The organism is Clostridium sp. DSM 17811 (assembly GCF_018861905.1).
In the GTDB taxonomy this organism is placed as follows: Bacteria; Bacillota; Clostridia; order Clostridiales; family Clostridiaceae; genus Clostridium_AD; species Clostridium_AD frigoriphilum.
Genome location: NZ_JAHLDU010000012.1, coordinates 96,125 through 112,388, shown reverse-complemented (window position 1 = coordinate 112,388; position 16,264 = coordinate 96,125). Strand labels below are relative to the sequence as shown.

The 16,264-nt window shown below is 36.3% G+C and carries 22 protein-coding genes; all 22 read left to right on the top strand.

The features are described 5' to 3' along the window. Nucleotides 1–70 precede the first annotated feature (70 nt). The 22 genes from KPL44_RS15545 (at nt 71) to KPL44_RS15440 (ending at nt 16,254) form a co-directional block, all read left to right on the top strand. Nucleotides 71–220 carry a hypothetical protein gene (locus KPL44_RS15545; protein ID WP_216252154.1) on the top strand — a complete coding sequence of 50 codons (150 nt, stop codon included), beginning with the start codon at nt 71–73 and terminating at the stop codon, nt 218–220. 178 nt (nt 221–398) lie between these two features. Further along, the gene (locus KPL44_RS15540; RefSeq protein ID WP_216252152.1) at nt 399–722 is read left to right on the top strand and encodes an HTH domain-containing protein; all 324 of its coding nucleotides are present in this window, start codon (nt 399–401) and stop codon (nt 720–722) included. An 84-nt stretch (nt 723–806) separates the two neighbouring features. Then, complete coding sequence (locus tag KPL44_RS15535) at nt 807–1,100, top strand: hypothetical protein (RefSeq protein ID WP_216252150.1); 294 nt, start codon at nt 807–809, stop codon at nt 1,098–1,100. Between the two features lie 89 nt (nt 1,101–1,189). Continuing rightward, on the top strand, nt 1,190–1,381 hold the full coding sequence (locus KPL44_RS15530; RefSeq protein WP_216252148.1) for a hypothetical protein: 192 nt from the start codon (nt 1,190–1,192) through the stop codon (nt 1,379–1,381). A 28-nt stretch (nt 1,382–1,409) separates the two neighbouring features. After that, nucleotides 1,410–1,691, top strand: coding sequence for a hypothetical protein (locus KPL44_RS15525; protein WP_216252147.1), 282 nt, complete (start codon nt 1,410–1,412; stop codon nt 1,689–1,691). Between the two features lie 5 nt (nt 1,692–1,696). After that, nucleotides 1,697–2,857: a DUF2800 domain-containing protein gene (locus tag KPL44_RS15520; protein ID WP_367302953.1), complete on the top strand. Its 1,161-nt coding sequence runs from the start codon at nt 1,697–1,699 to the stop codon at nt 2,855–2,857. Nucleotides 2,858–2,859: 2 nt separating this feature from the next. Next, nucleotides 2,860–3,402 (top strand): DUF2815 family protein, encoded by a 543-nt coding sequence (locus KPL44_RS15515; RefSeq protein ID WP_216252142.1) that lies wholly within the window; start codon nt 2,860–2,862, stop codon nt 3,400–3,402. Between the two features lie 65 nt (nt 3,403–3,467). Next, nucleotides 3,468–5,405 (top strand): DNA polymerase, encoded by a 1,938-nt coding sequence (locus tag KPL44_RS15510; protein ID WP_216252140.1) that lies wholly within the window; start codon nt 3,468–3,470, stop codon nt 5,403–5,405. Between the two features lie 18 nt (nt 5,406–5,423). Then, nucleotides 5,424–7,778, top strand: a complete 2,355-nt coding sequence (locus KPL44_RS15505) for a virulence-associated E family protein (RefSeq protein ID WP_216252138.1) — start codon at nt 5,424–5,426, stop codon at nt 7,776–7,778. A gap of 262 nt (nt 7,779–8,040) precedes the next feature. Further along, nucleotides 8,041–8,322, top strand: a complete 282-nt coding sequence (locus KPL44_RS15500) for a VRR-NUC domain-containing protein (protein WP_216252136.1) — start codon at nt 8,041–8,043, stop codon at nt 8,320–8,322. Beyond that, complete coding sequence (locus KPL44_RS15495) at nt 8,303–9,664, top strand: DEAD/DEAH box helicase (RefSeq protein ID WP_216252134.1); 1,362 nt, start codon at nt 8,303–8,305, stop codon at nt 9,662–9,664. Before KPL44_RS15500 ends, KPL44_RS15495 begins: the two co-directional genes overlap by 20 nt. Next, nucleotides 9,648–9,806 (top strand): hypothetical protein, encoded by a 159-nt coding sequence (locus KPL44_RS15490; protein WP_216252132.1) that lies wholly within the window; start codon nt 9,648–9,650, stop codon nt 9,804–9,806. The genes KPL44_RS15495 and KPL44_RS15490 overlap by 17 nt, the downstream gene beginning before the upstream one ends. Further along, nucleotides 9,799–10,194 carry a hypothetical protein gene (locus KPL44_RS15485; RefSeq protein ID WP_216252130.1) on the top strand — a complete coding sequence of 132 codons (396 nt, stop codon included), beginning with the start codon at nt 9,799–9,801 and terminating at the stop codon, nt 10,192–10,194. The genes KPL44_RS15490 and KPL44_RS15485 overlap by 8 nt, the downstream gene beginning before the upstream one ends. A 117-nt stretch (nt 10,195–10,311) precedes the next feature. After that, a complete protein-coding gene (locus KPL44_RS15480) occupies nt 10,312–10,665 on the top strand; it encodes an HNH endonuclease (protein ID WP_216252128.1) in 354 nt (117 codons plus the stop codon). Between the two features lie 80 nt (nt 10,666–10,745). Then, complete coding sequence (locus KPL44_RS15475; RefSeq protein WP_216252127.1) at nt 10,746–11,135, top strand: hypothetical protein; 390 nt, start codon at nt 10,746–10,748, stop codon at nt 11,133–11,135. Beyond that, nucleotides 11,128–11,877 carry a hypothetical protein gene (locus KPL44_RS15470; protein WP_216252126.1) on the top strand — a complete coding sequence of 250 codons (750 nt, stop codon included), beginning with the start codon at nt 11,128–11,130 and terminating at the stop codon, nt 11,875–11,877. The genes KPL44_RS15475 and KPL44_RS15470 overlap by 8 nt, the downstream gene beginning before the upstream one ends. 197 nt (nt 11,878–12,074) lie before the next feature. After that, nucleotides 12,075–12,512 (top strand): RNA polymerase subunit sigma-70, encoded by a 438-nt coding sequence (locus tag KPL44_RS15465; protein WP_216252124.1) that lies wholly within the window; start codon nt 12,075–12,077, stop codon nt 12,510–12,512. Beyond that, entirely contained in the window at nt 12,502–13,725 is a 1,224-nt protein-coding gene (locus KPL44_RS15460) for a site-specific DNA-methyltransferase (protein WP_216252122.1), read from the top strand. Before KPL44_RS15465 ends, KPL44_RS15460 begins: the two co-directional genes overlap by 11 nt. A 139-nt stretch (nt 13,726–13,864) precedes the next feature. Next, nucleotides 13,865–14,773: an amidoligase family protein gene (locus KPL44_RS15455; protein WP_216252120.1), complete on the top strand. Its 909-nt coding sequence runs from the start codon at nt 13,865–13,867 to the stop codon at nt 14,771–14,773. A gap of 75 nt (nt 14,774–14,848) precedes the next feature. Further along, nucleotides 14,849–15,304, top strand: coding sequence for a gamma-glutamylcyclotransferase family protein (locus tag KPL44_RS15450; protein WP_216252118.1), 456 nt, complete (start codon nt 14,849–14,851; stop codon nt 15,302–15,304). Between the two features lie 11 nt (nt 15,305–15,315). Beyond that, nucleotides 15,316–15,708 carry a DUF5049 domain-containing protein gene (locus tag KPL44_RS26210; RefSeq protein WP_407935015.1) on the top strand — a complete coding sequence of 131 codons (393 nt, stop codon included), beginning with the start codon at nt 15,316–15,318 and terminating at the stop codon, nt 15,706–15,708. A 72-nt stretch (nt 15,709–15,780) separates the two neighbouring features. Beyond that, nucleotides 15,781–16,254 carry a phage terminase small subunit P27 family gene (locus tag KPL44_RS15440; RefSeq protein ID WP_216252116.1) on the top strand — a complete coding sequence of 158 codons (474 nt, stop codon included), beginning with the start codon at nt 15,781–15,783 and terminating at the stop codon, nt 16,252–16,254. Nucleotides 16,255–16,264: the final 10 nt, after the last annotated feature.

Sequence of the window (16,264 nt, the reverse complement as noted above, 5' to 3'; positions counted from 1 at the left end):
GAAATAGACTAAAACTGTGCTCTCGCACAGTTTTTTTGTTTAATAATAACTAATCAAAGGAGAAGATAATGTGAAAAATGTAAAAAATAGTGTTGGTAAAACAGTATGCCGAGTAGATAATCAAGGTAAGATAGTTGAGATTTTACATAAGGGCGTTAAAACGTTGATAAAGTTTCTACCTGATGGAAATGCTGAAATAATAAATGTAAATCAAAAATAAGTATAATGCAAAATCATAGAGCTGCAAGACGGCCAGGATGAATACCCAATTTTACGGGTGTTCCCTGGCCGTTTTTTGTTTTTATATTTTGCTAAAAAGTTTTTTAAATAGGAAATGAATCTACCTATTTAACTTTTATTATTAATCTATAGAGCAAGGGAAGGAGGTGAAGAAAGCGATGGGACCAAATGAAAGACGCACGGAAATCATGGAAACTCTCTGCCTCAGAAAGCAGGAAACAATGTCAAATTTGGCATTTGAATTTGGTGTCAGTATCAGAACTATTAGAAATGATATTGACCTCCTGTCGCTTTCTTACCCCCTGGAAACTATACGTGGACGTTATGGCGGTGGTGTCCGGGTTATAGACGGATTTTATATGAATCGGAAGTACCTAAAACCTGAACAGCAGGCATTCCTGGAACGACTTAGTACAAGCCTTTCTAGGAATGACCTAGCCATGATGAACAGCATAGTGAAAGACTTTGCTCTGAATAAATAGCTAAGGAGAACACCCACGAATGCAGAAAGGATGGTGAATAAAATTAATAAGGCATCTAAAATTTGAGTGAAAGGATCGATAGCTATGAGTGATATATATTTGACCCTAGCTGACGGGTTAGAGAAACTTGCAATCGGATATCGTGCATTGGCATCTGAGAACATCAATGAAATAGTTAAATATAAGCATATAGCAGGGGAGTTAAAGCTTAACAATAACATTAGCGTACAGGATATAAGTGCAGTTCTTGCTGAAAAAAGCAATGAGGGTAAGTCAGATAAAATTAAGGCTCTGTTAATGAAATATAATGCAGAAAAATTAGTTAAGGTTAGACCAGTAGATTATGCTGTTATTTTTGAAGAGGCTAAGAAACTTTAAGTATTTAAAATGTTAAAAATCAAGTTTTTATTAATGTAACCAACATAAATGGGAAAAAGTGAATGAACTGAAAGGAGCTGAACAAAAGGTTGTTTTGTAATTTGAATTTAAAGCCAGGAGTTAGAGTCGAGTTTAAGCAGAATAAACGGGATAAGATGGGCAGTCATGGGACTGTGGTAAAAGAATATCCATTTTTTATTGTCATCGATTTAGGGAAATACAAGGTTTCAGCAAATAAGGCGTCTCTCATTTGTGGAGATGAAAGGCTTGAACGTATTTGATAAGTTTCAAAATGAGAGGAGAAAAAGTATGAATAATGATCTTATAATTAAGGGTTTAGAAATGATTATTGTGGGTTTAAGGGAGGATTTAGTAGAAGTAGTTAAAGGAAAAGCTCTTCATATAGAATCTACTAAACCTAAAGTAGAAACTTTCACACTTGAAAAAGTACGGGGAGTCTTGGCTTCAAAATCACAAAATGGGAAGCAACCAGAGGTCAAATCATTAATAACTAAATATGGAGGGAAAAAACTTACTGATATAGATCCAGCTTGTTATAAAGATCTATTAAAAGAAGCTGAGGGGCTGTAATGGGGATGCACTGTCTACTCTCTGCGAGCTCAGCCCATCGCTGGATACATTGCAATAAAAGCGCAAGACTTGAAGAAAATTTTGAAAACTCAACTAGTGTTTTTGCAGAAGAGGGAACCTACATGCACGAACTAGGGGAGTTAAGACTTGGTAGATATATTGGTGCTGTAAAAGAAAGTAATTATAAGAAAAAGCTAAAGGCGGTACAACTCAACCAATTTTTTAATTCAGAGATTGAGGAATCGGTAGAAGTTTATGTAGCTTTTGCAATTGAATTAATTGAGGCGACCAGGAAGAGTTGCAAAGATCCAATTATTTTGCTTGAACAAAGACTGGACTTCTCAAAATATGTTAAGAGTGGGTTTGGCACAGGAGATCTTGTAATTGTAGCAGATGGCACTCTTGAAATAGTGGATTTAAAGGGAGGGGCTGGGGTATCAGTTTCCGCAGAATGCAACCCTCAAATGCAGCTTTATGCTCTTGGAGCTTTGATTCTATTTGATTGTTTATATGATATTAAAGCTGTGCGTATGAGTATTTGTCAGCCACGTTTGAATAACATATCAACATATGAGTTATCAGCCGAAGAGCTCTTAGCTTGGGCAGAAGATGTGTTAAAGCCAGCAGCCCAACTTGCATGGGATGGAGAGGGAGAATTTGAACCTAGCGAATACACCTGTAAATTTTGCAGAGCAAAAGCGACCTGTAGAGCCAGGGCTGAGAAGAACTTGGAAATGGCAAGATTTGAATTTAGACAGGCATCTTTATTAACTAAAGATGAAATAACAGAAGTATTATCGCAGGCAGATGATATTGCAAAATGGTGTAGGGATATTTGGGCGTGGGCAGAAGCTATGGCAATTGATGGTGAGGATTTTGAAGGATTCAAGGTCGTTTCGGGTAGAAGCAATAGGGCCTACGGTGATGAAAAATCTGTAATAAAAAAACTCACGGAAGCCGGATATTCTGACGATGAGATTTATGCCAGAAATCTAAAAGGAATAACAGCTCTTGAAAAAGTGTTAGGTAAAAAAGTATTTTCAGAAGTACTAGCTGGACTAATTACTAAACCACCGGGTAAATACACGATGGTTTCAGACTCAGATAAAAGACAAGCAGTTATACTAAACAATACGGCAGAAGCCGAATTTAAGGAGGAAATTTAATTATGGAAAACAAAACGTCAACAAAGGTGATCACAGGACTCGCAAGATTTAGTTATGCAAATGTACATGAGCCAAAATCAATCAATGGTGGAGATGCTAAGTATTCGGTGTCCTTAATTATTCCAAAATCGGACATAAAGACAATTCAGGAAATTAAAGCAGCAATAGAAAATGCAAAACAAGATGGCAAGTCTAAGTTCGGTGGTAAAATACCTGCTAGTTTAAAAACACCGCTCCGAGATGGTGATGCAGAGCGTCCAGAGGATGAAGCATACAAAAACAGTTTTTTCTTAAATGCAAATTCAAAAGATAAACCAGGTCTAGTAGATAAGAATGTAAGACCCATACTTGACCCCGAAAACGTCTATAGTGGGGTTTATGGAAAAGCAAGTATTACCTTTTATGCTTTTAACACTAATGGGAATAAAGGCATAGCTTGTGGCCTTGGAAATCTACAAATTATTAAAGATGGAGAACCATTAAGTGGTCGTAGCAGAGCAGAGGATGATTTTGCAACTGCTGAAGAGGATGATTTCTTGAGCTAAAGAATGTTGAGGATAGGGGGTGTAATTAAGTTTATACCCTTTTAATCCTATAAGGGGGTGGAAAAATGAGTGTATTATCTATTGATTTAGAAACATTTTCTGATATTGATTTAATAAAATGTGGTGTTTATGCATACACAGCAAGTGATAAATTTGAAATATTATTAATGGCATACGCCTTTGAATCAGATAAGGTACAAATAGTAGATATTGCAAGTGGCGAGAAATTTCCAGATGAAATAATAGTAGCAATTCAAGATGAAACAATCACAAAGACTGCATATAATGCGCAATTTGAAAGAACTTGTTTGTCATCATTTCTTAAGATACCGTTATCCCCTGTTGGTTGGAGTTGTACTGCGGTGCAGGCAGCAATGCTTGGACTTCCATTATCACTTGCTGGTGTTGCACAGGTTTTAGGACAAGAGCAACAGAAAATGCGTGAGGGTAAAGATTTAATTAGGTACTTCTGCATTCCATGCAAACCAACATTTATAAATGGAAACAGAACTCGTAATCTCTCACATCATGAGCCAGAGAAGTGGCGAACCTTTAAGGATTATTGTATTAGGGACGTTGAGGTGGAAATGGAAATCCGTAGGAAGATAGCAAAGTACCCAATCATCCCAAAAGAGCAAGAGTACTATATCTTGGATCAGCAGATTAATGACCGAGGTGTATTAATCGATAGAAAGTTAGTGGGGCAAGCCATAGCTTGCGATAAATTAAATAAAGAGGAAACTTTTGAACAAGCACAACGGCTTACTGGACTTAATAATCCAAACTCGGTGGCTCAGCTAAAGGGTTGGCTACTTGAGAATGGTGTAGAAGTTGAGAGCCTTTCTAAAAAGGTGGTAACTGATTTAGCAAAAGAGTCTGATGGTGAGGTTGAACAATTGCTGAACTTGAGATTACAGCTTGCAAAAACCTCTATAAAAAAATATGAAGCAATGGATAGAGTAGCATGCCCGGATGACAGAGTGAGAGGACTATTTCGATTTCATGGAGCAAATAGGTCGGGGCGATGGAGTTCCCAGCTAATTCAGGTACAGAATTTGCCACAAAACCATGAGAGGGATTTAACCCTAGCAAGAGACTTATTAAAGCAAGGTAGCTTTGATGAACTAGAATTATTCTTCGAAAACGTGCCAAACCTGCTATCAGAGCTGATTCGTACGGCTTTTATACCAAAACCGAACCATCGCTTTATTGTAGCTGATTTTAGTGCGATTGAGGCACGAATTATTGCGTGGTTAGCCGGTGAAAAATGGCGAATGGATGTGTTTGCGACCCATGGCAAAATTTATGAAGCATCCGCAAGTCAGATGTTCAAGGTTCCAATTGAAGAAATAACTAAAGGTTCACCACTTAGGCAAAAGGGTAAAATAGCGGAACTCGCACTTGGATTTGGTGGAGGAGCTGGTGCACTAACCGCAATGGGCGCTTTAGAGATGGGTGTTGAAGCAAGTGAACTTCAACAACTTGTTACCGCATGGAGAATTGCTAATCCTAACATTACAAAGCTATGGTGGGATATTGATAAGGCTGCAATTAAAGCAGTTAAAGATAAGATGCCACAGACCATTGGCGGAATTCATATTGAAATGAGGAGCGGTATTCTTTTTATTACTCTACCATCTGGGCGCAAGCTTTCTTATATAAAGCCCAGGATTGAAATTAATAAGTTCGGTAGAGAGGGCATTACTTATGAAGGTATTGGCACGAGCAAACAATGGTGCAGAATTGATACTTATGGGCCAAAGCTTGTGGAAAACATAGTGCAGGCTGCAGCTCGTGATCTGCTCGCAGAATCCATGGTAAATGTGGCTAAGGCAAGATATAAAATAGTAATGCATGTACACGATGAAATAATCATTGAAGCACCTATGGAGTTCGGGTCATTAAACGGTGTTTGCGATATCATGGCAATCGCTCCAAATTGGGCAAAAGGGTTACCTCTTCGTGCAGATGGATTTGAATGTGATTATTACAGAAAGGACTAGGATTAGGAGGGAGAGTTAATGATAATATCGGTAGCTGATAGCAAGACTGCAAAGCACTGGAAAAACATTGAGATGTCGTGGGAAGAATTTTTAAAGCGGGCAAAAACAACAATTAGAACTACTGAAACGGTAGCTGAATATAAGAAACTTCTTAAACCAAAGCAAGATGAACTAAAAAATGTAGGTGGATTCGTTGGAGGAAAATTAAAAGAGGGTAAGCGTAAAACAGGTTATGTAGAGCACCGCTCTATGCTTACTTTAGATATGGATTATGCATCAGTTGATATATGGGAGCAGCTCACGCTTTTTTATGACTTCGCCTGTTGTATTTACAGTACACATAAACACACTGAGGAAAAACCAAGGCTTAGACTTATTATTCCACTTGCAAGAGTGGTCACTGAAGAAGAGTATACAGCAATAGGAAGAAAAGTAGCACAGAGCATAGGCATTGAGCAATTTGATGATACAACTTATCAGCCTGCAAGGCTTATGTTTTGGGCGTCAACTTCAAGTGATGGGGATTTCGTATTTGAGAGTCAAGAAGGCGAGCATTTAGACCCGGATAAGATCCTTGCTAGTTATAAGGATTGGAGAGATACTTCTTCTTGGCCTGTATCCTCAAGGCAGACTACCATAATAAAAAAAGCAATAACGAAACAATCAGATCCACTTGAAAAGCCTGGAGTAATAGGTGCCTTTTGTAGGGCCTATTCCATTCAAGATGCCATTGATACCTTTATCCCAGACGTATATAAGCCAAGCGTAATGGAAGGGAGATATGACTACATTCCGGCTGATTCAGTTGCAGGTGTACTTATTTATGATGATAAGTTTGCTTTCTCCCATCATGCAACGGACCCGGCATGCAGTAAGCTATGTAATGCCTTTGATATTGTTCGTTTGCACAAATATTCAGAGCTTGATGGCAAGGCTTCAGAAGATACTTCGCCAACAAAACTACCATCATTTAAAGCCATGCAGGAGTTTGCAATTGCAGATGATAAGGTAAAACTTCAACTTGCAATTAACAGACAAGCTCAGGTAAAGGCTGATTTTACGACGGAGGGTGATGACTGGCAGACTAGACTTAATGTAAACAAAAATGGACAGATAAAAGATGATTTACAAAATCTTGTTATTATTATGCAAAATGATGACAATTTAAAAGGTATAGCTTATAACCAACATCGTGATGGAATTGATGTTAAAGGCACATTAGATTGGAAACAAATTAAATGTGGATGGAATGATTCGGATATGTCAGCACTTAAAGTATATTTTGATAAATCATATGGCGTTTGGTCACCAGCTAAGATAAAAGAAGCACTTGTTGCAGTTGCAGCGGAGAGGGCATATCATCCTATAAAAGAATATTTAGATGGATTACCAAATTGGGATGGCATAGAGCGCTTAGAAATACTCTTAATTGACTATTTAGGAGCAGAAGATAATAAATATTCAAGAGCTGTAATAAGGAAAACTCTTGTGGCTGCAGTTGCAAGAATTTATGAACCCGGAACTAAATTTGATAGTATTTTAATTCTTAATGGTCCTCAAGGAATAGGTAAAAGTACATTATTCGCAAGGCTAGGATCTATATGGTTTTCTGATAGTCTTACCATAACTGATATGCGTGATAAGGCGGCAGCAGAGAAATTGCAAGGCTACTGGCTACTTGAACTTGGAGAACTAGCTGGAATTAAGAAAACAGATGTAGAAACTGTAAAATCGTTTGTTTCGAGAACAGATGATAAGTACCGTGCCAGTTATGGAGTAAATGTTGAAAGCCACCCAAGACAGTGCGTGGTAGTTGGTAGCACCAATAGTGAAAGTGGTTTTTTAAGAGATATCACTGGGAATCGAAGGTTTTGGCCTGTTAGAGTAAGTGGAAAAAGCGTTAAAAAAGCATGGGAACTTAAAGAGATAGACCAGATATGGTCAGAAACCTTATCTGTATATAGAAAAGGTGAAGATCTATTTCTTAAAGGTGATGAAGCACAAATAGCAATGTCAGAACAAGCCGATGCTATGGAATCTGACGATCGTGAGGGATTGGTCCTTGAGTATCTTGAAAAGCTACTACCAGAGAATTGGAGCTCTTTGAATTTATATGAGCGTAGAAGTTTCTTAAGTGGTGGTGAGTTTGGCGGCACTGCAGTTGGGGTTATAAAACGCACGCTTGTTTGTACTATGGAAATTTGGTGTGAGTGTTTTGGTAAGGATTCTGCCAATCTTAAAAAGGCAGATTCTTATGAAATTACTGCGATAATTGCTAGAATTGATAAATGGAAGCCGTATGATGGAACCAAAAGTGGTGCTACAAGGTTCCCAATTTACAATAAGCAAAGAGCTTTTAGAAGGGTGGAATAAGAATAATATTATTTAATCTAGTTCCAAGAATATGAGAAACAAGTGGTACAAGCCTATATGTTGTACCGAGGTTATGTTCCATTAAAGAAATGAGCTAATATAAGGGATAACATATAGATAGGAACAAGGGAACAAGAAAAACTATTATGAGATAAATAATATAAAAAAAGAGTAATAAGAGGGTGCGTATGGAGTATGTAGCACGTAAGGGATTTTTGACCCCTTGTTCCAGAGGTTGTTCCAGATAAGAAAGGAGCATAAAATGCGTGAAAGTATAATTGAAAAAGCATTAAGCCTCGCAGTGAAAAAACGTGGAGGGTTAGCATTAAAGTTTATATCCCCTGGCATGTCAGGTGTTCCAGATAGATTAGTACTTATGAATTATGGAAGGCTTGCTTTTGTTGAACTTAAGGCTACTGGAAAGCAAATGCGACCGCTTCAAATAAAGAGAAAATCACAATTAGAAGCATTAGGGTTTTTAGTATATTGCATAGATAAAAAGGATCAGATTGGAGGGGTGCTTGATGAGATATGTGGCACATGAATATCAAAAATATGCAGAAGAATTTATCATTAAGCATCCCGCTTGTGGTTTGATGCTGGATATGGGTCTTGGGAAAACAGTTATAACTTTAACTGCAATTGATAATCTTATGTATGATTATTTTGATGTTGCGAAGGTTTTAGTAATTGCTCCACTTCGAGTAGCACAAGATACTTGGAGCAAAGAGTGTGGAAAGTGGGGGCATTTAAAGGGGCTAAGGATTTCAAAAGTATTAGGTCCTGAAAAAGAACGAAGAATGGCTCTAGCACGAAAAGCTGATATTTATATTATCAATCGTGAAAATGTAGAGTGGTTATGTACTAATTATAAATTAGATTTTGATATGGTAGTCATTGATGAATTATCAAGTTTCAAATCACCTTCGGCTAAAAGATTCAAGGCACTTCGTAAATCTAGGCCTCAGGTAAAAAGAATAGTTGGTCTTACAGGAACACCGGCACCAAATAGTTTACTTGATTTATGGAGTGAGATAAATCTACTTGATATGGGACAAAGACTAGGACGATTTATTGGTAGTTATCGAAATGAGTATTTTGTGCCAGATAAGCGAAATCAGCAAGTAATCTTCAGCTATAAATTAAGAGATGGTGCAGAGAAATTAATTTACAACAAAATATCCGACATCTGCGTTAGCATGAAAGCTTGTGATTATTTGAAAATGCCAGATAGAATAGATAATTTTGTAGAAGTCCAAATGTCAGAAAAGGAAGAGGCACTTTATAAAAAGCTTGAGAGTGAAATGCTTATTCCCTTTGCTGATGGGGATATTGATGCAGTAAATGCTGCAGCTCTTTCAAATAAGTTACTTCAAATGGCAAATGGTGCTGTCTACGATGAATTTAAAGCAGTAAAGATTATTCATAGTAAAAAGCTTGAAGCTCTAGAAGAATTAATTGAATTGGCTAATGGAAAACCTGTACTTATCTTTTATGCCTATAAACATGATAAAGAAAGAATATCAGAGAAATTTAAGGTAACTGCAATATTAACAAGTGAGGATATTTCAAAATGGAATAGCGGTGAAATTCCCATTGCGATTGCTCACCCTGCATCTACTGGTCATGGTCTCAACCTTCAGGCAGGTGGTTCAACAGTTATATGGTTTGGTCTTACTTGGAGCCTTGAACTTTACCAACAAGCAAATGCAAGGCTCTGGCGACAAGGGCAAAAAGAAACTGTTATTATCCATCATATCGTTTCTAAGGGGACCATTGATGAGCAAGTTATGAAGGCTATTCAGAAAAAACAAACAGGTCAAGATGCTTTAATTAATGCAGTAAAGGCAAGAATTGGGGGTGGAGCTTATGACAAAAACAGATAAAGGAAAAGATAAGGAAATGCTATTACAAGCTGTAGCATATTTAGAAAATTTAATAGTTCCATCTAAGGAGCTAGGTTTCATTTACTATGCTGTTTGCTATTTAAGAAAAACTATTGAGGAAAGAGGTGGCATTAATGACTAAACAAGAATTATCGCAGCTATATTATCTTAATAGAGAAATTGAGCAGCTAAAAAATAGAATAGCAGAGCTTGAGTGTATTGCCACCTCAACATCTTCAGTAATAACGGGGATGCCACACGCAAGTGGTGTTTCAGATAAAGTTGGTAAGTATGCCGCAGAGATTGCGGATCTTAAGGAGCTGTTAGATTTAAACCTTAGGAAGTGTTTCTATGAACTTAACAGGCTAAACAGGTATATAGAAAGTATTGAGGATAGCCAAATGAGGATGATTTTAAGTCTTAGACATATCAACGGGTTATGTTGGGATCAAGTAGCAGTAAGTATCGGTGGTGGTAATAGTGATAAGAGTGTTCAAATGATGGTAAATAGATTTTTAAAGAAAAACTAAAGTTGTTACCTTTGTTACTTTAGAATGTGATAATATAATATTATAGAAATTATGGTTTGGAGCATTTGCTGTGGGAACGGTGGGTGCTTTTCTTATACCCAAAGGAAGGTGACCAGTGTGCCAAAGAAACCATTAAAACCTTGTAAGCATCCAGGCTGTCCAAAGCTAACTGATGGTAGCTATTGTGATGAACACAAGGAACTTCATGTCAAGAACAGGGCAAATGCTACGGGGCGTGGGTATGATAGTAGGTGGAGAAAAGCTAGAAATAGATTTTTAAAAGTAAATCCCTTGTGTGTTAGATGCAAGGAGCAAGGGAAGATAACAAAATCAAATGTTGTTGACCACATCAAAGCACATAGGGGTGACAAGATATTGTTTTGGGATGAGAGCAACTGGCAATCATTATGTAAGAGTTGTCATGATTCTAAAACCATGACTGAAGATAGATATAAAGAGTTTCACTATTAAATATATATTATATTTTCTAAGTATGTAAATTGTTGAGACAATAAATTTAATATGATATTATTGTCGTAGGGGTGATTGTTATGGGGAATAAAGAGCTTAGACAGTTTATGATTGAATTGGAATTTATAGGAAAAAATAAGAGCTATATTGGTATAGCTAATAAAATAGCAAAAAGTTTTAGCTTCAAAAACGTTGATGATTTATTACAAGACAAAAAAAAAGCTTATGATTTTCAAGTATCCAAGTTATTTGATATGTATGGAGTAGAAAACGATAGTTTATTTGATGAATTTGATGTAATTTGGGTAGAAAGCTTGGAAGTTGGAAAGAAAGAAACAATAAAGTATATGTGTATGGCTATGATAGGAGTAAATACAAAAACTATTGAAATGAATGCAGTAATGAAATCTTATATTGGTAAAACGAATATATATTGTAGTGATTTTGTAAAGGAACTAATAAATGAGTAATGAAGATATATTTGAAAGTACTTCAGCTATGTACATTAGAGATTATGCATACAAACATGGAAACTCAATATATGCTTTTATGGACCAAAATAATATTGGTAAGAGTATGTATGGCACGATAATGGACTCAGCTGCAAAGGGTAAAGGTGTTATGGCTCACAGGTTATATGGGCACCATTTGATTTACAATTTCCCACTTAATGATATAAAGAACGCTGCACCATTCTTAGAACATTTATTTTCTGATTTATTCACTAAACAAGGGTTACCTATTATACCATCAGAAATCTTAGATAATTTAGGATTATTAAAATGTTGTGATAAATTAAAAGGTAGTTGGAATTTTGTTAATGGATTTGACATATTAGCTGGGACTGTAGCAATTTACCAAGGGATAGATAAATTCAAGAAAACATTTTTAGATGGAATGTCAGTGGATAATTTTGAAGATCTTGCTAATACATTGGGTATAGGTGCTTTAGAATTGGCTATTGCTATTTCTACTGCTAATCCTTTTTTGTTAATTGCAGGCATACTTTATTTAACTTCAGGATTAAAAGGAATGCTAAATGAAGGTTCTGTTATCTATTTTAAGAATATTCACCAATCATTATCAATTGAGTTTTCTGTTGAATCCTTAAAGATAGAAAAATATATAATGAAATATAGTCTGAAAAAAGCTGTTAATGAAAAATCTTTGGAAGAACAAATGAAAAAAATAAGATTCCCATATAAGTATTAGTGTTCTAGGGTTGGGTAGGGGGTATCAAATCTCTACAAAGGACAAGCCGATGACCGCCGCCCCCCTTCGCGCGAGATTTCGCACAATTAGCTAAGGGGGGTACAAGTAAATCACAAAATAATAAGTCTAAATTAAGTAACTGCAATCATTTGTGGTTATTTTTTTATTGCGCAAAAGTTTATGAAAGGAGGAATCACATGACAGCTGATGAGAAAGGTAAAATACGAGAATTAAGACTGAAAGGTATAGGCTATAAAGCAATTGCAACAAGTATAGGATTATCCAGGGATATCGTTAGAGGGTTCTGCAAGCGTAATGGGTTAAGTGGTGATTCATGTGTCATTGCCCTTAATGTAGAAGAAAAGATAAATCGAAATATAGAATGTTCAGGCTGCAATAAGCCAATTAAGCAAAAGGAGCAAGGCAGAATAAGAAGATTTTGCTGCGATGAGTGCCGCAGGAAGTGGTGGAATGAAAATGGAGATATGAGGAATAAAAAGGATGCTGCAACTTATAAATATATTTGCCCAAAGTGCGAAAAAGAATTTAGTGTTTATGGTAATAAGAAACGTAAGTATTGTAGCCATAACTGTTACATAAAAGATAGATTTTGGAGGGACAAAAATGGAATTTAAGAAATTACAAATTAATGACCTTGTATCTGCTGAATATAATCCAAGGAAGAAACTTAAGCCGGGTGATAGTGAATTTGAGAAAATTAAAAACAGCATTAATGAGTTTGGCTATGTAGATCCAATTATAGCAAATAAGGATTTAACCGTAATTGGAGGACACCAAAGAATATCGGTATTAAAAACTTTAGGCTATACAGAAATTGACTGTGTGGTTATCGATATTGATAAGACTAAAGAAAAGGCCCTTAATATTGCACTTAATAAAATTAGTGGGGAATGGAATAAAGAGCTCCTAGCAGAGCTTATCGAAGACCTTAAGTCCTTAGATTACGACGTTGCTTTTACAGGTTTTGAGCCGCCGGAAATTGATGAACTGTTTAATGAACTACATCCTAAAGGTGTGAAGGAAGATGGTTTTGACGAGCCACTACCTGAAACACCAATTACAAAGCAAGGAGATATCTGGATGTTAGGTAGACATCGTTTAATCTGTGGCGATAGCACAAAACTTGAAACCTATGTAGCACTTATGGATGGTAAAAAGGCAAATCTCGTTGTAACGGATCCTCCTTATAATGTTGCGTATGAAGGTACATCCGGTACAATTCAAAATGATAATATGGAAGATAAAAAGTTCTATAAATTTCTTCTTGAAGCTTATAAGGGCATGTATGAAAGTCTTGCAGATGGTGGTTCAATTTATGTATTCCATGCTGATAGAGAAACTGTTAATTTCAGAGTTGCATTTAAAGAGGCAGGATTCTTTTGTCATCAAACTTGTATTTGGGTAAAAAATTCACTTGTTTTAGGTCGTTGTGATTATCAATACAGCCATGAGCCGGTGCTTGTAGGTTGGAAGCCAACTTCTGGACATAAATTCTATGCAGATAGAAAACAAAAAACCACATGGAATTTTGACAGACCTACAAAATCGAAGTATCACCCAACAATGAAGCCAATAGCATTAGTGGCTTATCCAATAACAAATTCAAGTTTAACTAATTCTATTGTTCTTGATCCTTTTGGTGGGAGTGGCTCAACTCTAATTGCTTGTGAGCAAACAGATAGAATTTGCTACACCATTGAACTTGATGAAAAGTATGCCGATGTTATTGTTAAAAGATATATAGAGCAAGCTGATACTGACGAGGAAGTTTACTTAATAAGAGATGGAATTAAAACTGAATATTCAAAGGTAATTATAGTACCTTAAATTGAATTTCTATACCAACATAAATTGTCGTACGAAACCTGTGTTTATCTAGCTTAATTGACTGGATATATACCTCTGGCAGAGTTAACATGTACACTACCAAAGGTTAATAAACACACTTTGAAAGGGGTAGAAAACATTGAAAAATCAAACAATTGGTGTAGAAATTGAAATGACTGGAATCACTAGATCAAAAGCTGCTGAGGTAACTTCAAACTTCTTAGGAGGAACGGTTCACCGAACATTTGATAGCTACGATACATACGATATAACCGCACCAGATGACAGGGTTTGGAAAATAATGAGTGATGCTAGTATTCAAACAGTAAAAAAAGGAAAAGGCATACTTGTTTCAGCAGACGGAAGTTATAGCGTTGAACTGGTCACACCGATACTAAGGTATGATGAGGATATTGAAGCATTGCAAGAACTTATTAGAAAGCTTAGACATGTAGGTGCAGTTAGCGAAAGCAAGATACAATGCGGTATTCACATCCACATAGGTGCAAAAGACCATACTCCAAACGCCTTAAAGAATTTAGTTAATCTTATGGCTGCAAAAGAGAATTTAATTTATAAGAGCCTTGAGATTGATCCTGAAAGAGCTAGGTATTGCCAAAAAGTTAATGAGGATTTAATAGAAACTATAAATAAGAAAAAACCAAAAACTTTATCAGAACTTGCCGACATTTGGTACAGCGGTTACGGTGTTGAAAATAGAGGAAGGCATTACCATACAAGTAGATACCATGGACTTAACCTACATAGCACTTTTACAAAAGGCACAATTGAATTTAGGCTTTTTAATGGGACCATGCACGCAGGTAAAATTAGAAGCTATATTGTTTTCTGCCTAGCGGTAAGCCACCAAGCATTAACTCAAAAGAGTGCAAGTGCAAAAAGGACCCATACTGATAACGAAAAATATACATTTAGATGTTGGTTACTTAGATTAGGGCTCATTGGTGAAGAGTTTAAAAATTGCAGACAAAACCTTATGAAACCACTTGATGGAAATTCAGCTTGGAGAACACCAAGAGTCGCTTGAGACTGAAACTACAGCCACACGGGGGCAACAATACCCCTAGTGGCAAACTAAATTATTATAAAGGAGAAATGAAAAATGACAGTAAAAACAAACATATATGGAGCTTACGGTTCAAATATGAACTTAGATCAAATGAGTCATAGATGTCCTAAAGCTAAGGTGATAGGAACAGGAACACTAGAGGGTTATAAGTTAACTTTTAGAGGAAAATATAAAGGTTTCGCAAACATTGAACAGTGCAAGGATAGGCAAGTACCAATTGTTCTATGGGAAATAACTCAGGATTGTGAAACCGCACTTGATATGTACGAGGGTTTCCCAACTCAATATATCAAAAAACAAGTGGAAGTTATAGTTGATGGTAAACTAATAAAAACCATGGTTTATATTATGGTAAGTGAATATACCAATATGGTAGTAGCTCCTACAGAGTATTATTTTGGTGTAATAGCTAGAGGGTATTCTGACAACAGAGTTGATCTAAAGCCACTACAAATTGCATATTCAGAATGCTTATCTGAACTTAGATAGCGGAGGGTTATATGGATAGTTTTTTTACTCAAAAACACTGTGATAGATGTGGTGGAGATTTAAAAAATGGTAGAACAATGTCAATGTTCAACACTGAGTGTATTTGCCTGGGTTGCTGCGAAAAAGAAAAACAAGATAAGGATTATAATAAAGCATCCAAGGCTGACCATGATGAAATTAAGAAAGGCAATTATAACTATGAAGGGTTAAGAGGGCAGAAAAAAGTTGTAAGCGATAAGATTGTAGGCCAGATCCTACTAATAAGAAAACACGGGCAATACAATATGGTTGATACTGTTAATGTTCAGCGAGAGGCTTATAACAGGGAGTTTTATGAACTAGTATCTTTTTTAGAAGAACATAAAAAAGAGTACTTAAATTTTATATTGACCGGAGATAGATAAAATTAGATTTAGAAGAGCTTCTATGGAGGCTCTTTTTTCATTGGTAAATTTTAAAAAAGGGAGGTGAAACCTATGGCACAAAGAGGACGAAAACCAAAACCAACTGCAGTAAAGCAGCTCGAAGGGAATCCTGGTAAACGGCCACTTAATGAATTCGAACCAAAACCAGAAAAAAGAGCACCAAGGTGTCCGACCTGGCTTGAACTCGAAGCTAAAAAAGAATGGCGAAGAGTAGCAAAACAGCTTGAGGAACTTGGTATATTAACAGAAGTTGATATGGCAGCTTTTGCAGGATATTGTGAAGCTTATGCACGTTGGAAAGAGGCAGAAGAATTTATAACAAAGCATGGGACAATTGTAAAAACACCAAGTGGGTATTGGCAACAGGTGCCACAGGTGTCCATCGCCCAAACTTATCTTAAAATAATGATTAAATTTTGTGAACAGTTTGGGCTAACACCATCTTCAAGGAGTAGAATTGTTGCGGATAAAGGTACTAATGATAGTTTAGATAGTATGGAAATGATGCTAAGGGGAGAAAGATGATGGTAGATAA